This is a genomic window from Nostoc sp. LEGE 12447 (assembly GCF_015206985.1).
GTDB lineage: Bacteria > Cyanobacteriota > Cyanobacteriia > Cyanobacteriales > Nostocaceae > Nostoc.
This window is the reverse complement of the sequence record NZ_JADEXT010000035.1, coordinates 47,757-63,437: the sequence shown is the minus strand read 5'-3', so window position 1 is coordinate 63,437 and position 15,681 is coordinate 47,757. Positions and strand designations below refer to the sequence as shown.

Here is a 15,681-nt window from a genome sequence, read left to right as displayed (position 1 = left end):
TGCCAATGAACGGACTTTCGCGTTGGTCTGAATCAGCATACACTGATTTTGGACTAATCAAAGTGGTTGCCCTTATAGGAACAATGAGCGAAAGTAAGATATCAGAAATCTTGGAAACCTTCGAGGCAGAACTGCTGTCAGAGTGGACTCAGGAATTAGCCACTATCAATATTCGGAAAGGCTTGATTAAAGAAGCCGAGCTAAAGGAGGAGTGCCGGGAATTCCTGAGCTTGTTTCGGAGCGCGGTTGGGCAGGGCAAGTTGAGCAATATTCAGGCAGCAGCGTGGCAAGATATGCGGGAAATACTAAGCAGCATTTCTCGATCGCGATCGCAAAAAGGCTTCACACCGGCGGAAACAGCTACATTCGTCTTTTCGTTCAAGCAACCCCTCTTCAACCGAATGCGTCAGCAATTGAAAGACCCCATTGAGTTGGGTGAAGAGATTTGGCTAGCCACCAACTTACTGGATCAACTGGGATTGCTGACAATTGAAGTGTATCAAAAGGCGCGGGAAGAGGTGATTTTGCGACAGCAGGAAGAGTTGATGGAGCTGTCTACCCCAGTGATTAAACTCTGGGACGGAATTTTGGCATTACCCATTATCGGCACCCTGGATAGTGCCCGCACGCAAATGATGATGGAGTCGTTGTTGCAGAAAATTGTTGAAACCGGGTCAGAAATTGCCATTATTGACATTACCGGGGTTCCCACCGTGGATACCCTCACCGCTCAACATCTGCTCAAGACCGTTACTGCTGCCCGTCTTATGGGAGCTGATTGTATGATCAGTGGTATTCGTCCTCAAATTGCCCAAACAATCGTTTATCTCGGTATTGATTTGACTGATATCACAACAAAGGCAACCTTAGCCGATGCCTTTCTCATAGCGCTAAAACGTTTGGGAGCGACCATTACTCGCTCTCAACCCAAATAGGTAGGAACCAATGGAACGTATTCCTATACTCAAAATGGGCAATTTCCTGCTGGTGACAATCCAAGTGGATATGTATGATCGCCTTGCCATGACTCTACAGGATGACTTGGCCAACCGCATCACTCAAACTCACGCTCACGGTGTCTTGATCGATATTTCTGGATTAGAAATTGTCGATTCCTTCATTGGGAGGATTTTAGGCAACATTGCCAGAATATCACGGGTATTGGATGCCCAAACAGTTGTCGTTGGGATGCAGCCTGCTGTGGCAATTACCCTGGTGGAATTGGGGCTGTCGCTGACGGGTATTCGCACTGCCCTAAACGTAGAAAAAGGTATGGCACTCTTGCGATCATCACTCAATGAAACCACAAATCAGGTCATTGCCACTCAATGGCGTGCAGATGACGATGCAGAAGACTGAAACAATCGACATTCAATCTTCTACAGATGTAGTCTTAGTTCGGCAAGCCGTGCGCCATCTGGCCGTGGAGATTGGCTTTGGCTTAGTAGACCAAACTAAAATTGTGACCGCCGCCAGTGAGTTAGCCCGCAATACCCTAGACTATGGGGGAGGTGGCACAGTCAAGCTAGAAACGCTTCAGGAAGGGAGACGACGAGGACTCCGGCTGACCTTTGAAGATCGGGGCCCGGGAATTCCCGATATTGATCTGGCGCTGAAGGATGGGTTCACCACGGGTAGCGGATTGGGTATGGGATTGAGCGGTGCTAAACGACTTGCTAACGAGTTTGAGATTCAGTCTGCGGTGGGAGAAGGAACACGGGTAATAATTGTACGATGGAAATAAAATGAGAGAATCTGTCGCCATTACAATTACTGAATCTAGCCAGACTGGGGAAGCGCGACGGGTAGCGATCGCATTGGCAACTCGGCTTGGCTTTCAGGAAACGCAACGGGGCAAGGTTGGCATTGTGGTGACAGAGATTGCGAACAATCTAATCCAGCACGGTCAGGGTGGAGTATTATTGCTAAGATTGCTCGAACACGATTCAGCCATTGGTATTGAAGTCTTATCGCTAGATAAAGGACGGGGAATGGTTGATGTGGATGAGTGTTTGCAAGATGGCTTTTCCACAGGCGGAACCTTGGGCAATGGACTGGGCGCAATTTCTCGCCTCTCTGGTTTATTGGAAATTTACTCTATTCGCAATCAAGGGACAGCGCTCCTCGCCCACCTCTGGTCAGACTCGACACCCCATCTGCCGGAAAAGACCTTAGAAATTGGGACGATCTGTTTGCCCAAACGAGGCGAGGAGGTTTCAGGAGATGCCTGGGCATATCAAGTTGATCGTTGCCGTAGCCTGTTGCTAGTAGCCGATGGCTTAGGGCATGGGCCTGCGGCTGCTACTGCTTCCTCAAAAGCCGTCAGAATTTTTCAAGAACACGATCGCTCTCCGGCTGCGATCGTCGAAGCTGCCCACGCCGCCTTGCGAAGTACGCGAGGAGCAGCACTCGCCATTGCTGAAATCGACTTTGAACAACAGTCTGTCCGCTTTGCCGGCATTGGCAATATCGCTGCCAGCATTTTCTCCTTTCCTGAACGCCACCATCTGATATCTAACAACGGCACAGTGGGACATGAAATCCGCAAAATTCAAGAGTTTAGCTATCCCTGGTATGCCAACGGACTTTTAATTATGCATTCTGACGGATTAGACACTAAGTGGCAGCTCGATCGCTATCCAGGCTTGAGTCAAAAACATCCCAGCCTGATTGCAGGTGTCTTATACCGAGACTTTAATCGAGACCGGGATGATGTGACAGTGTTAGTGGCTAAAGGAATGGGAAATAATTCGTAATTCGTAATGGGCTACGCCCCGCTACGCCCCGCTACGCTAACGTAATTCGTAATTCGTAATTAAAGATACGAAAGAAAGTGCAATTTTGAATTGGAGTGAAGCGACTTGACAACTATTTTCACCTTCGAAATCCAGTACGAACAGGATGTTGTCCAAGCTCGGCAACGAACTCGTGAGATCGCCGAGCAATTGGGCTTTGATGCTCAAGATCAAGCACGATTGGCAACGGCAGTTTCAGAAATTGCCCGCAATGCCTTTCAGTATGCCAAAGGTGGAACTGTTGAATTTTCTGTGGCAGGAGAACCTCAAGAGTTTCTGATTCAGATTCAGGATTCGGGTAGTGGCATTCCTCATCTGGAAGACGTTTTGGCAGGACGCTACACCTCTAACACGGGAATGGGGCTAGGCATCATGGGTAGCCGGAAGCTGATGGATTTCTTTGAGATGGAATCGCTGCCGGGACAGGGAACAACGGTGGTGATGAGCAAAAGGTTGTCGAAGCGCACACCTAATTTCACCGATTTGCAATTGCAGCAGATTCGAGAAAGCGTGATGGAGCGATCGCCCCAAAATCCCTATGAAGAGATCCAGCGACAAAACCAGGAGTTACTGCGGGCAATGGCAGAGCTACGGAAGCGGGAGGAAGAACTAACCCAGCTCAACCGAGAACTGGAAGATACCAATCGCGGTGTGGTTGCCCTCTATGCAGAATTGGATGAAAAAGCAGACTCTTTGCAAAAGGCAAACGAGCTAAAAACCCGCTTTCTCTCAAACATGAGCCATGAGTTTCGTACACCGCTCAACTCGATTCTGTCCCTATCTCGGATGCTGCTGGCCCGGATGGATGGTGATTTGACCGTCGAGCAAGAAAAGCAGGTGACATTCATCCAAAAGGCAGCGAGCGGATTATCAGAACTGGTCAACGACTTGCTGGATTTGGCAAAGGTGGAAGCTGGAAAAATTGAAGTGCGTCCCAGTTCTTTTGAAGTTAGTGATTTGTTTGCCACACTGCGGGGAATGCTGCGCCCATTATTGGTTCAAGACTCCTCTGTCGCGCTAATTGTCGAGGAACCTGAAGGCATTGGGCAGATATATAGTGATGAGGGCAAAGTCGCGCAAATTCTGAGAAACTTTATCTCCAATGCCCTGAAATTTACCGAGCAGGGAGAAGTCCGTGTAACCGCTGTGCAAAGAGGTCATAACGTGATCTTCTCCGTGTCTGATACGGGCATCGGTATTGCGATCGCCGATCAAGAGCGCATTTTTGAGGATTTTGTCCAAATTGAGTCTTCTCTGCAAAAGCAGGTGAAGGGAACCGGGTTAGGATTGCCGTTATCGCACAAGCTAACGGAGCTACTGGGCGGTAGCATTTCAGTTACAAGTAAGCTGGGTGAAGGTTCTACATTTACAGCAGCGATTCCCATCGTCTACCCTTATGCAACCGAATTTCCCACCCTACTGCAACCGATGTTCGACGGTCGAGCGGAGACGATCGCACCACTGGAAGCAACTCGTCTGCCAATTCTGGCAGTTGAAGATCATCGAGAAACGCTATTTATTTACGAAAAGCACCTTCAGGATTCAGCCTATCAATTAATTGCGACCCGCACTTTAGCTCAAGCTAGGCTTGCCTTACAACAACTTCAACCAGCGGCGATTATGCTCGATATTATGCTAGAAGGGCAAAACGGCTGGACGTTCTTGCGAGAAATCAAAGGAGATGAAAGCACCCGCAGCATACCTGTACTAGTTATCACCATCATTGATAACGAGAAGCAAGCACTAGCCCTAGGAGCCAACGGTTTTTTAATTAAGCCGGTAGACAGATTGCAGTTGTTGAATAAACTTAATACGCTAATTAATCAGAACAAGCCTCAAAAAATCTTGTTAATTGACGATGACCCTGCCTATCGGTATTTGGTGAAACAGTTGTTGGTAAATACACAATTGAGTATTTTAGAAGCCATGAACGGATGGGAAGGATTAAATTTTGCAGAACGCGAGCAACCGACTGCGATCATCCTTGACTTGGAGATGCCAGAGTTAAGTGGGTTTGATGTACTCAAGCAGCTTAAAAGCAATCCTGTCACTCAGTCGATTCCTGTGATCATCTACTCATCGGCACAAATTGATACAGAAACTCAGAGCCAATTAGCAAAAAAAAGCATCGCCATTCTTTCCAAAGAAACAGGCTCTCAAACCGCAACGATGGGCTACGCCTCGCCTTTGCTGCGGAACGCTCCGCTAACGGCGAACGCCCAACTGCAAGATGCGCTGATCAAAGCTGGGCTTGTTCTAGATACTTGTGGGCAAAGTCATGTCTGAGCCACGGGTTATCATCCTGCATGTTGACGATAACGAAGCCAATCGTTACATCGTCACCCGGATTTTGCAAAATGCAGGCTTTACCGTCGTGGAAGCGGCAACGGGAGTAGCAGGATTAAAAGCAGCTACTGAACATCAACCTGCTCTGGTGATTTTGGATGTTAAATTACCAGATATTAACGGCTTTGAAGTCTGTCGCCAAATTAAGGCAAATCCCGAAACTGCTTTTATTCCCGTGCTACACCTTTCTGCAAGTTTTGTCCAAAGCCAGGATAAAGCAGAAGGCTTAGACAGTGGTGCCGATGCTTATCTGGTGCAACCTGTTGAACCCATTGAACTGCTGGCGACAGTGCGATCGCTGCTGCGAATTCGACGAGCGGAGGAAGCTGCTTTATCCTCAGCACGAGAGTGGCAAACTACCTTTGACTCTATCAAGGACAGCGTATGTCTGGTAGACCGGGAAGGTATAATTCTGCGCTGTAATCTAGCGATGATGCAGCTTTTTTGCAAGCCCTCCCACGAAATCTTAGGTTGTGTTCACCATGAGTTGATGGGCGCAGAATTGGGGATTGGAGATGGCGCTTGTTTTCGTCGGGCGAAAGAAACTCACCAACGGCAAGTTCTAGAATTTCAGTCCACAGAACGCTGGTTTGCCAAAACCATTGACCCAGTATTTGATGGGTATGGGACTCTCACAGGTGCCGTTTTCATCCTGTCCGATATCACCGAACGAAAGCGAGCATCAGCGATGCTGCAAGAGCAGAACGATCGCCTCAATCAGCTAATGATTTCTTTGCAGCAACAAACTGAACAAGCGCAACAAGCCAATCGGATTAAAGATGAGTTTCTGGCAGTGCTATCTCATGAATTGCGATCGCCCCTGAATCCAATTTTGGGATGGGCAAAAATTTTGCAAACGAGCCACCAGGACGCAGCCAAAACTCAGTATGCGCTTGAAACGATCGAGCGTAACGCTAAACTGCAAGCGCAACTGATTGAAGATTTGCTCGATGTATCGCGTATTCTCCAAGGTAAGTTGAGTTTGCATACAGTTCCAGTTGGTCTAACTTTAACCATCAAAGCTGCTCTGGAAACCGTGCGACTAGCTGCTGAAGCTAAATCTATTCAGATTGAAACAGTCTTTGAACCGAACGTTGGGCAAGTGTTGGGTGATTCTGGTCGCCTGCAACAGGTTGTTTGGAATCTACTTTCCAACGCGATTAAATTTACCTCACAGGGTGGTCGAGTAGAGGTGCGGTTAGAAAGGATTGAGAATGAACTAGATACTCATCCTTCGGAATACACTCAAATCACTGTCAGCGACACTGGTATGGGGATCTCTCCTGACTTTCTACCTTATGTCTTTGACTACTTCCGCCAAGCCGATGGGACAACAACCCGAAGATTTGGAGGATTGGGATTAGGGTTAGCGATCGTGCGTCATTTAGTTGAATTGCATGGCGGAACCGTTCAGGCAGCAAGCCCTGGAGTCGGTCAAGGAGCAAGGTTTATAGTCAAGTTTCCACCGATCGCTGCGGCAAAACTGAATCAAGATGATACTGCGTTCCATAATCGCTCAGACTTCAATCTAAATGGATTGCAAGCCCTGCTTGTAGATGATGACAGAGATTCACGGGAGTTCATCGCCTTCCTGCTAGAACAGTATGGGGTGCAAGTGACTGAAGCTGAATCAGCACATGATGCTCTAAGCACTTTGGGGCAAGCAAAATTTGATTTGCTAATCAGTGATATTGGAATGCCCGATATGGATGGCTACACACTAATTCGTCAAATTAGAAAGCAGCCGTCTGACCAAGGCGGAGAAATTCCAGCGATTGCCCTTACCGCTTATGCAGGAGAGATCGATCAACAACTAGCACTAGCAGCCGGATTTCAACAGCATATTTCTAAACCAATTGAGCTAGAGGTACTAATGCAGGCTATTTTGACTATAGTCGGGGTATAGCAACGATTAATGAAAAATACTACTTAGGGGGATCAATACACATTTTGTAGCCAGCAAAAAGATGTGTATAGACCGTAGCCTGAAAAAGGGGGGAAGCAGAATCAAAGTCCCCCAATTTATCGGGGAATTTAGGGGGATCTAAAATTTTTGCTACCGACAAGAGGACTTTTCAAACATCCTCTAACTCTTAACTGTCGTGACAACGGCTTCAACTGTAGCTTTTTGTTCGTCAGCATCTACAGAAGTAACTGCCCAACGCAGAGGTTCGCCTTGTTTCTTTAACTCTGTTTCAATTACTTCTAGTAACTCTGCGGGAGTTTCTTGTAAATCAATTTCTGCGGTAATAAAATGAGTTGTCATTTTGGTAAATCCTGTTAATTTCTAGTTTCTAGAATAGCTGACTTCATCTGCGATGAAATACTTGTATAACTTATCAGATGGTAATCTGAGTGAACAGTTATTCAGTTATGAATAATCATCCGATATACTGATAACTGTTCGCTGATTATTTGCCTTTGCCAAATTGTAACTGATAAACTACGTCTTCCTTTTCTGTCTGAAGTTTCAAATCAGAAAGGGGTTTGGCAACACAAAGCAATACGTAACCTTGCTTTTGTAAATCTGGACTAACGCCCATACCATCAGTTTGATCCACAGTTCCCTCAGATAATTGACCGGCGCAAGTTGTGCAAACACCTGCATTGCAAGAACTCGGCAATTCTAAACCAGCAGCCTCGGCAACCGATAAGATCGTTTCATTTTCAGGAACTTGCAAGGTATGAATTTTGCCTTGGTGATCAATTTCTACGGTGTAAGTTTTGGGCATATACAAAAGAAGGTGATGCTACGGACAAATTTATTAGTTTATCTGAATTAGTTAAAAATATCTAGATGTCACTATAAAAATTTAGGTAAAAGATCCATGATTATAGCAACTAATTCTAAACAATTTTTAGATTAGTAACATTATTTACCATAAAACACACAAATAAATTAGTTAAATTTGCTTACTATAAATATGCGCGATCGCATAGGATGGAGAGTCGAAAGTAGTTGGATCTCTTACTCAAAAGTTACTACTCAAAAGTAACTTTTGATACCGCTTTGCTTATCCCAATGTAAACTCATCGTGTAGGTAGTTCACTATTAGTCTTTTTGGGAATATGCCTTTCGGTATACTTTTAACTATCTACTTTTCCTAACTCCCTAAAAAATGGGCGAACCGGGGGTAATTACGAATTACGAATTACTTTAATTTACTACCTGGCTGCCATGACTGCGGGGGTCATCTTGACTAGCTGTTGGTGCTACTGGGGCTGAAAACTTGGAAACCTTCCCACTAGCTTGAGCATAAGGAAGAGACGAACCAGTAACCAAAGCTTCTAAGTTACTAGCCATAATTTTACGGGGTTGATCGCCGATCGCTTGAGCTATGGTTTCCCCTTGCTGACTCAAAAATACAAAATGGGGAATCCCGTCCACCCGATATTTCAGCATTTCGGGTAGCCACTTGGTATTATCCACATTCAGCATGACAAAATTCATCTTGTCAGCATACTCTGTTTCTAATTGAGTGATATCTGGTGCCATTTTTTGACAGACAGTACACCAATCAGCATAAAACTCTACTAGAGATGGTTTGCCGTTGCTGACGGCTACTTCTAATGGTGTGGACGAATCGCTTAACTTGGCTAGGCTTGCTGAGGTTGTTTCAGTTCTCAATCCTAAGACGAGGGCAACGCTAAGAGCGATCGCTACCATTACAACTAAGAAGTTTCTCAAACGCTTCCCTAATGAAGATTCAGGCTTATCGGGAGAATTAACAGGTGAATCAGTACTCATAACAGAATTATTAAAACTTATTAAGCAATTTCTTCTTTAGTCTAGCTGACTCTAGCCGCTCTTTAATACGTAATTTGATATTCAAAATGGGTATTAGAGGCTATTTATAAAGTAAAAATAAAATTCTTGTAGGGTTGTTAGGCGCATATTTCCATATAGTTTGTTACAAAAAATATGACTCTCGCGCCTAACACACCATGTTATGTAGCGGTGAACACCCTACTTAAGATTTATGCCACCATAAATTAGTGTTTTTATTTACCAAAGCGACGCTCTATATCATCTGCTTGGGAACCACCACGAACCGAGTTAATCCGTAACGAGGTCTTATCTTTAGAAATGTTATAAGTTAAAGGCTTTGTCTTAGATATTCGCGTTTCACCCTCTTTAGCCAAAGTCTGGGGTGGATACTTAATAATTAAAGCTTTGATTGCCTCAATTCGTTTGGGTACTGCTGGATGAGTTGTATCAAATTCAGAACCAGGAGTTTGAGCCAAAACCTGCATTACTCTTAAACATCCTTCTGGTTCAAAGCCTGCTTTCACAGAAGCTATGTAGCCAATTTCATCAGCTTCAAACTCTTGTTGTCGTTCTTGTTCTGCTAAACGCTGTTCTAACTCTTTTTTCTTTTTATCGACAATCTCATTAATGCGTTGCTGTGATTCTACTTGTCGTTGAGCGCCTTGATTACCAAGAACTGAACCCAGTAAACCACCAAAAGTTCCTCCAACTACACGATTCACAACGGCACCGCCAACGTTAGCAGCTGTTGACTCTTGGTTTGCAGCTTCTCTTTCTCCCAGTACTTCTTTGGTTGCTTCTTCTTGAATTTTGGCAATTAACTCAGTTTTTTTAGCTTCACCAACAGCAATGTGACGCTTGGTGTGATGTCCCATTTCATGGGCAACTACACAAGCTAATGCTGAAGAATCACCAGCTAACTGGTCAAGTATGCCATCGTAAATAGCAACCAAATTAACGTCACTTGCATAAGCATTGACATCATACTTGGGAACAGCCACAACCCGCCAAGGACGATTATCTAATTCGTTGGCACGTGCGACTCTATCTATGACGCGATAGAGGGTATAAAAATCTTCAGGTAATTCTTTTTTAGCTTGCTGGTAAATTGTTGTAGCTGTGGGTGCTGGTTTCTTTGATTGGACTGGTTTAGCCTGGACTGGCACCATTGCAGACAACAAAAGTAGGCACAAGGAGCTAGTAGTTAGGAGTGTTCTGTCCCAGTTCAGCATTATTGTTGATACCTCTGTAATATAAGGATTATTTTTATACAATAATGCAAAAAATATTTTGTGTAAATTTAAGATTTACAAAAGTACTACAGACCGAAGTCCGTTTAAGCAGACTTCGGTTTGTTGGCGTGAGCGACGGTAGTCATGTCAGTGAAGCTGCGTAGGCATAGCCCATCATAGACATCACTGTTACTCAGACATACAAGTTAGGTCGATATTTACAGTTTGTGTTGGCGTAATTGCTCTACTATATAATCTTCTAGTTCTTGTTTTTCTCTGTTACTGGCATTTCGTTGATAGGTTCTTCCTGTTTCTTGAATAAACTTACGTTTCTCGCTTGGAGAAGATTTGAGTTTACCTCCAGTTCCTTGCAGCTTTTGCTGTAATTCTTCCCAAGTCTTTTCGCCCACACTTTCGCCTAGTTTGACAAGTACCTTTGGTAGTAATGTTTTTGCCTCTCTTTGAAAATCTTCTTCTGTCTCAAGGGAAGCTAAATCTATATTGCTGAAGTCGATATCGATTTGAAACTTACTCATAGAATTGTATTTGTTCTTTTAACGATTATTACCACAATGAGGAAAAGATAAGTTTTATTTTGCTATCAATCGTAGATAGGATACGAAGATAGCATGATTGAGCAGCTAGTAGATGGTAGGGATCGGTTAACTTTGCACTGACAAGTATCGCCAATGCTTTGCGCGTGCGCGTTTGCCTGCTTGAACCTATGAAATAAACTATATGGAAGCTTTCGTCACGAATTTGACGACTGTACTTGCTACAGCAGTTGATATCTTTACTGGCATTATCATTGGTATAGCCGTCTTGGAAGCCGTAGCCAAGGTTCTGGTTTTTTTCTTCAGCCGCCGTAAAAAGTTGAATGAGGCTAAAGAGGAAATTCGGCTATCGCTGGGTATGTGGCTGGCTCTTTCCCTTGAGTTTGCATTGGCTGCTGACATTTTACGTAGTACGATCGCTCCAACTTGGGACGAAATTGGTAAACTAGCTGCCATCATTGCGCTACGAACAATTCTGAATTTCTTTTTGGCAAAAGAAATTGAGCAAGCAAAGAATAAAAAGAACGAGATCAAGGATGAATCTTTTTAATTTCTCAGTATGGGCAGTAATTATCCAGTTTTTAGGTTCTTTAGCGATCGCTGCTTATGTCTTCGCTGCCATCTTTTCTCTAATTTTCAGGTGTAATGTCTATCAGGCAAGACTTATAGTAGCAGAAGGGGTGGTAACAAGTTTAAACTTTATGGTTGCAGCAACTCTGCTAAAGACAATTAATCTGCGAACTTGGAGGCAAATTTTAGTCTTTAGATTAATCCTATCAATCCGCATCTTTCTTAAGAAGTTATTTGTGTGGGAGAAAATGCAAATTTTGACAATAAAATCTCGCGTTTAATGAGTCAAAAAAGTTTTTACTAATAATTTAAGACTGCCATATCAGAAATATTTTACATATAGTTAATGCCTGCATAACCAGGTTAGCAATATTAAAAATGCTATCTTAAAGGCAAAGGTCATTTGCTCAATTTTTGAGGAAAACACTATGACTACAACGCTCATAGAGTCTAGTTCTATCGAGTCATTGCTAGGTAAAGAGGCTGAAGACCTGCTTACCTACAAAGCAAAGGTTTCTCAAGATTTACTACACTTGCCAGGGCCAGACTTTGTAGATCGAATCTGGATCAACAGCGATCGCAATCCTCAAGCATTGCGTAATCTCCAGCTACTTTATTCTACTGGTCGTCTGGCAAACACAGGTTATCTCTCGATTTTACCTGTAGACCAAGGGATTGAACATTCTGCGGGTGCGTCTTTTGCGCCCAATCCAATTTACTTTGACCCAGAAAATATTGTTAAATTAGCGATCGCCGCAGGTTGCAATGCTGTTGCTACCACTTTAGGAGTATTGGGTATAGTTTCGCGCAAGTATGCTCACAAAATTCCCTTCATTGCCAAAATCAATCACAACGAATTGCTGACTTTCCCCAATCAATTTGACCAGGTATTGTTTGCGGATGTAGAACAAGCTTGGAATTTAGGGGCGGCGGCGATAGGTGCGACAATTTACTTTGGTTCCGAGAATTCTACCAGACAAATTCAGGAAATCAGCAAAGCTTTTAAACGCGCCCATGAATTAGGGATGGCGACTATTCTCTGGTGCTATCTGCGGAATAACGCTTTTAAACAAGATAAAGATTACCACCTTGCTGCTGACCTCACCGGACAGGCAAATCATTTAGGTGTGACGATTGAAGCTGATATCATCAAACAAAAGTTACCCGAAAATAACAATGGTTATGGTGCAGTTGCCAAAGCCAGTGGTAAGAGTTACGGCAAAACAGATGAGCGCGTTTATACAGAATTGACAACCGATCACCCAATTGATTTAACTCGTTACCAAGTACTAAATTGTTACTCTGGGCGTGTAGGGTTGATTAATTCTGGTGGCGCGACTGGTAAAAATGACTTCGCTGAAGCAATTCGCACCGCCGTGATCAACAAACGCGCTGGTGGTTCGGGATTAATTTCTGGGCGAAAGACTTTCCAGCGTCCCTTTGAGGAAGGTGTGAAGTTATTTCATACCATTCAAGATGTTTACTTATCGCCAGATGTGACGATCGCTTAGGGAGTGGGGAAGGGAATAGGGTACAGGTTACAGATTACAGATTACAGATTACAGATTATTCACTGTCACCTGTCACCTGTCACCTGTCACCTGTCACCTGTCACCTGTCACCTAATCCCCCATTGCTATCTAACATTTCTCACTAAGAAATCTGGTTGACCACAACTTTTTCGCGATCGCTTCAAAATCTCGGTGCTGCAAATACCAGGTTCACCGTTTTTGGAATAACAAAAGAAGACTTCTTGCAAAAATCTTCCTGAACCAGAACAGAAAGGTGCTACACCATCAGCAGTAATTCGATTATTCGCACTCACAAATGAATTTTTAAAATTTGTAATTGTGGTACGCAAAGGTTTATTGGGACGATTATAAGCTGCGGGAATAGCGATCGCATCTTTTAAGTTTTTACTCAATGTCAAGTATTCCGCAGGAGTTTTCCCCGAACAAGTACCATGTTTTTCCCATTCATGATCGTAAAGTTTATTACTAGGATACAAATTGGGAAACCGTTGCTTTACTTCCGACGGTAGTTTTTGCGTGGAACAATTAGCAGGATAACCAGTTTGGTACTGTGGCCACAAACCATGTAATACAAAACCAAGTTTCCTTCCAGAACCGCACTGCTGCGGGTCACGGGTACCATTTTTTGCACAATAATCCGGCGACCAGGAGAGTGTCAGTACATAAAAATCAAATTTACCTGGAGTACCGCGATTTTGAGCAATGGCAGCATTAGGTATAAAAAGATTAGTAATTAACAGAGAAGATGTAATTAAAAGTTTCTTAATCTGCATAAAAACAGTTAGTTTGCACTAAAAATCAAGTTATATACGATACATTCTTAAGAGTCAATAATCAAACTGCTTCGCGGAGTCATTTGTCATTAGTCCTTTGTCATTAGTCCTTTGTCATTAGTCCTTTGTCATTAGTTATTTCTTATTCTTCCCTGCTCCCTCATCTCCCCGATTATCAACGAATTCAGAAAAAGCAAATCTCGGTAATGATTCTGGGATATCCTTAGATAAGTGAAAGATTTGCCAAAAAATAGTAAGAATGAAGCTGGCAGCAAGAGTAAGTCAGGTAACACCTTCATTGACCTTAGCGATCGCAGCCAAGGCTAAGGCACTGAAGGCAGAAGGAATAGATGTTTGTAGTTTTAGCGCTGGAGAACCAGATTTTGATACCCCAGCGCATATTAAAGCCGCAGCAGTCAAAGCTTTGGATGAAGGCAAAACCAAGTATGGTGCAGCAGCCGGAGAACCAAAGTTAAGGGAAGCGATCGCCCATAAGCTCAAAAATGATAACGGTCTTGATTACAAGTCGGAGAATGTCATCGTCACCAATGGCGGTAAGCATTCTCTGTACAACTTGATGGTGGCGCTAATCGATCCAGGTGATGAGGTAATTATCCCTGCACCCTACTGGCTAAGTTATCCCGAAATGGTGACTTTAGTCGGTGGAGTTTCGGTAATTGTACCCACAGATGCCACAACGGGTTATAAAATTACTCCCGAACAACTCCGTAAAGCAATCACCCCCAAGACAAAGTTATTTATCCTCAACTCTCCATCTAATCCCACAGGGATGGTTTACACGCCAGACGAAATCAAAGCACTGGCGCAGGTAGTAGTTGATGCAGATATCTTTGTCGTATCTGATGAGATTTACGAAAAGATTCTCTACGACGGTGCAGAACATATCAGCATCGGTTCTCTTGGAAAGGAAATTTTTGACCGCACTTTGATCAGTAATGGGTTTGCAAAAGCTTATTCTATGACTGGTTGGAGACTCGGCTATTTAGCGGGGCCAGTGGAAATTATTAAAGCAGCAAGTACCATCCAAGGGCATAGTACATCTAACGTGTGTACCTTTGCTCAATATGGTGCGATCGCAGCGCTACAAAGTTCTCAAGATTGCGTCGAAGAAATGCGCCAAGCCTTCGCCAAACGCCGACAGGTAATGCTAGACAGACTCAACGCCATTCCCGGATTGAGTACTGCAAAACCAGATGGCGCGTTTTATCTGTTCCCTGATATCAGCAAAACCGGTCTAAAATCCCTAGAATTTTGTGACGCTTTGTTGGAAAAACATCAAGTTGCAGTCATTCCTGGAATTGCTTTTGGCGCTGATGACAACATTCGCCTTTCATACGCTACAGATATGGCAACTATTGAAAAGGGAATGGATAGGTTAGAGAAATTTGTCAAGTCACGTATTTAGTTGTCATTTGTCATTTGTGAGGAGAATTTATTAACTCTTCAATTTTTTACTCCACCTTTTCAACTCGAACTGGTGGAGTTTATTTTCAAGTCTCAAATTAGTTCCCAAAATACTTTTACTTAGAACTTATCAAACGTGGAAAGGACTTGATGAGTACAACTCCTCCAAGCAAGGCAAAAATTGATCCTAAGCCAGTTAACATAACAGGTAAAAACCATAAACTTAGCCAAGATTTTATCATGGCAGAATTTGGCTTTTCTGGACTGTATAATATTTCTACCTGCTGACCTTTAGTAAACTCTGGTGGGTTGCTGCCTGAATTTGATTCAAAAACCGTTGCTTCCCCAGAACGGGCAGTAAATTTTATTACTGGATAGTAGGCATAAGAAGAACGACCTTTCCTATCAGTTGATGAACGTTGCACCAAATCGATTATTGTCCCTTGTGCTGGTATTGCTGAGGTAACAAAGGAACGAGTATTCAATGCAATCATGATGCCCGTAACGGCAATTATGCTGCCAACACCGCCGAATATTGAACCAAATATACGAAAGAATTTTGTATCTTCATTCATAAAATATTGAAAGGTTTAGTATAGCTAAAAGTTTAGATTGAAAATTTTAGGTTGATATTTTCAGATTAGGTAACAATCGGGGAGAAGTAGGGGAGGCAAATCTTAAGGCT

General features: G+C 43.5%; 17 protein-coding genes. 10 read left to right on the top strand and 7 right to left on the bottom strand.

What is annotated here, in order from left to right; all coding sequences use genetic code 11:
- The first annotated feature begins 5 nt into the window (after positions 1-5).
- The 6 genes from IQ274_RS27205 to IQ274_RS27180 all read left to right on the top strand — a co-directional run bounded on the left by IQ274_RS27205 (position 6) and on the right by IQ274_RS27180 (position 7,047).
- On the top strand, positions 6-935 hold the full coding sequence (locus IQ274_RS27205; RefSeq protein ID WP_228058389.1) for an STAS domain-containing protein: 930 nt from the start codon (positions 6-8) through the stop codon (positions 933-935).
- 10 nt (positions 936-945) lie between these two features.
- A complete protein-coding gene (locus IQ274_RS27200) occupies positions 946-1,359 on the top strand; it encodes an STAS domain-containing protein (RefSeq protein WP_194144041.1) in 414 nt (137 codons plus the stop codon).
- Positions 1,298-1,744, top strand: a complete 447-nt coding sequence (locus IQ274_RS27195; protein ID WP_228058388.1) for an anti-sigma regulatory factor — start codon at positions 1,298-1,300, stop codon at positions 1,742-1,744. Before IQ274_RS27200 ends, IQ274_RS27195 begins: the two co-directional genes overlap by 62 nt.
- A gap of 1 nt (position 1,745) precedes the next feature.
- Complete coding sequence (locus IQ274_RS27190; RefSeq protein WP_163929882.1) at positions 1,746-2,756, top strand: SpoIIE family protein phosphatase; 1,011 nt, start codon at positions 1,746-1,748, stop codon at positions 2,754-2,756.
- Between the two features lie 105 nt (positions 2,757-2,861).
- Positions 2,862-5,081 (top strand): ATP-binding protein, encoded by a 2,220-nt coding sequence (locus tag IQ274_RS27185; RefSeq protein ID WP_194144040.1) that lies wholly within the window; start codon positions 2,862-2,864, stop codon positions 5,079-5,081.
- Positions 5,074-7,047: a response regulator gene (locus IQ274_RS27180; RefSeq protein WP_194144039.1), complete on the top strand. Its 1,974-nt coding sequence runs from the start codon at positions 5,074-5,076 to the stop codon at positions 7,045-7,047. Before IQ274_RS27185 ends, IQ274_RS27180 begins: the two co-directional genes overlap by 8 nt.
- A gap of 180 nt (positions 7,048-7,227) precedes the next feature.
- Here IQ274_RS27180 and IQ274_RS27175 read toward each other — a convergent pair whose 3' ends face one another.
- The 5 genes from IQ274_RS27175 to IQ274_RS27155 all read right to left on the bottom strand — a co-directional run bounded on the left by IQ274_RS27175 (position 7,228) and on the right by IQ274_RS27155 (position 10,678).
- Positions 7,228-7,407 carry a hypothetical protein gene (locus tag IQ274_RS27175; RefSeq protein ID WP_094351499.1) on the bottom strand — a complete coding sequence of 60 codons (180 nt, stop codon included), beginning with the start codon at positions 7,405-7,407 and terminating at the stop codon, positions 7,228-7,230.
- A gap of 145 nt (positions 7,408-7,552) precedes the next feature.
- Positions 7,553-7,873, bottom strand: a complete 321-nt coding sequence (locus tag IQ274_RS27170) for a 2Fe-2S iron-sulfur cluster-binding protein (protein WP_114080152.1) — start codon at positions 7,871-7,873, stop codon at positions 7,553-7,555.
- A 425-nt stretch (positions 7,874-8,298) separates the two neighbouring features.
- On the bottom strand, positions 8,299-8,889 hold the full coding sequence (locus tag IQ274_RS27165) for a thioredoxin family protein (RefSeq protein ID WP_194144038.1): 591 nt from the start codon (positions 8,887-8,889) through the stop codon (positions 8,299-8,301).
- Positions 8,890-9,143: 254 nt separating this feature from the next.
- Positions 9,144-10,142 carry a M48 family metallopeptidase gene (locus IQ274_RS27160; RefSeq protein WP_163929879.1) on the bottom strand — a complete coding sequence of 333 codons (999 nt, stop codon included), beginning with the start codon at positions 10,140-10,142 and terminating at the stop codon, positions 9,144-9,146.
- A gap of 218 nt (positions 10,143-10,360) precedes the next feature.
- Positions 10,361-10,678: a hypothetical protein gene (locus tag IQ274_RS27155; protein WP_179071275.1), complete on the bottom strand. Its 318-nt coding sequence runs from the start codon at positions 10,676-10,678 to the stop codon at positions 10,361-10,363.
- A 202-nt stretch (positions 10,679-10,880) separates the two neighbouring features.
- On the opposite strand from IQ274_RS27155, the gene IQ274_RS27150 reads away from it, so the two are divergent.
- From IQ274_RS27150 to IQ274_RS27140, 3 genes are all read left to right on the top strand, one after another.
- Complete coding sequence (locus IQ274_RS27150) at positions 10,881-11,246, top strand: DUF1622 domain-containing protein (protein ID WP_194144037.1); 366 nt, start codon at positions 10,881-10,883, stop codon at positions 11,244-11,246.
- Positions 11,233-11,547 (top strand): DUF1622 domain-containing protein, encoded by a 315-nt coding sequence (locus IQ274_RS27145; RefSeq protein WP_194144036.1) that lies wholly within the window; start codon positions 11,233-11,235, stop codon positions 11,545-11,547. The genes IQ274_RS27150 and IQ274_RS27145 overlap by 14 nt, the downstream gene beginning before the upstream one ends.
- A 147-nt stretch (positions 11,548-11,694) precedes the next feature.
- Positions 11,695-12,777: a class I fructose-bisphosphate aldolase gene (locus IQ274_RS27140; protein WP_194144035.1), complete on the top strand. Its 1,083-nt coding sequence runs from the start codon at positions 11,695-11,697 to the stop codon at positions 12,775-12,777.
- A gap of 125 nt (positions 12,778-12,902) precedes the next feature.
- Here the strand turns inward: IQ274_RS27140 and IQ274_RS27135 are convergent, their stop codons facing one another.
- Positions 12,903-13,571, bottom strand: coding sequence for a ribonuclease T2 family protein (locus IQ274_RS27135; protein WP_194144034.1), 669 nt, complete (start codon positions 13,569-13,571; stop codon positions 12,903-12,905).
- 259 nt (positions 13,572-13,830) lie between these two features.
- On the opposite strand from IQ274_RS27135, the gene IQ274_RS27130 reads away from it, so the two are divergent.
- Positions 13,831-14,997, top strand: a complete 1,167-nt coding sequence (locus tag IQ274_RS27130; protein ID WP_163929873.1) for a pyridoxal phosphate-dependent aminotransferase — start codon at positions 13,831-13,833, stop codon at positions 14,995-14,997.
- A gap of 115 nt (positions 14,998-15,112) precedes the next feature.
- On the opposite strand, the gene IQ274_RS27125 is transcribed toward IQ274_RS27130, so the two are convergent.
- Entirely contained in the window at positions 15,113-15,571 is a 459-nt protein-coding gene (locus tag IQ274_RS27125) for a DUF3592 domain-containing protein (protein WP_194144033.1), read from the bottom strand.
- Positions 15,572-15,681: the final 110 nt, after the last annotated feature.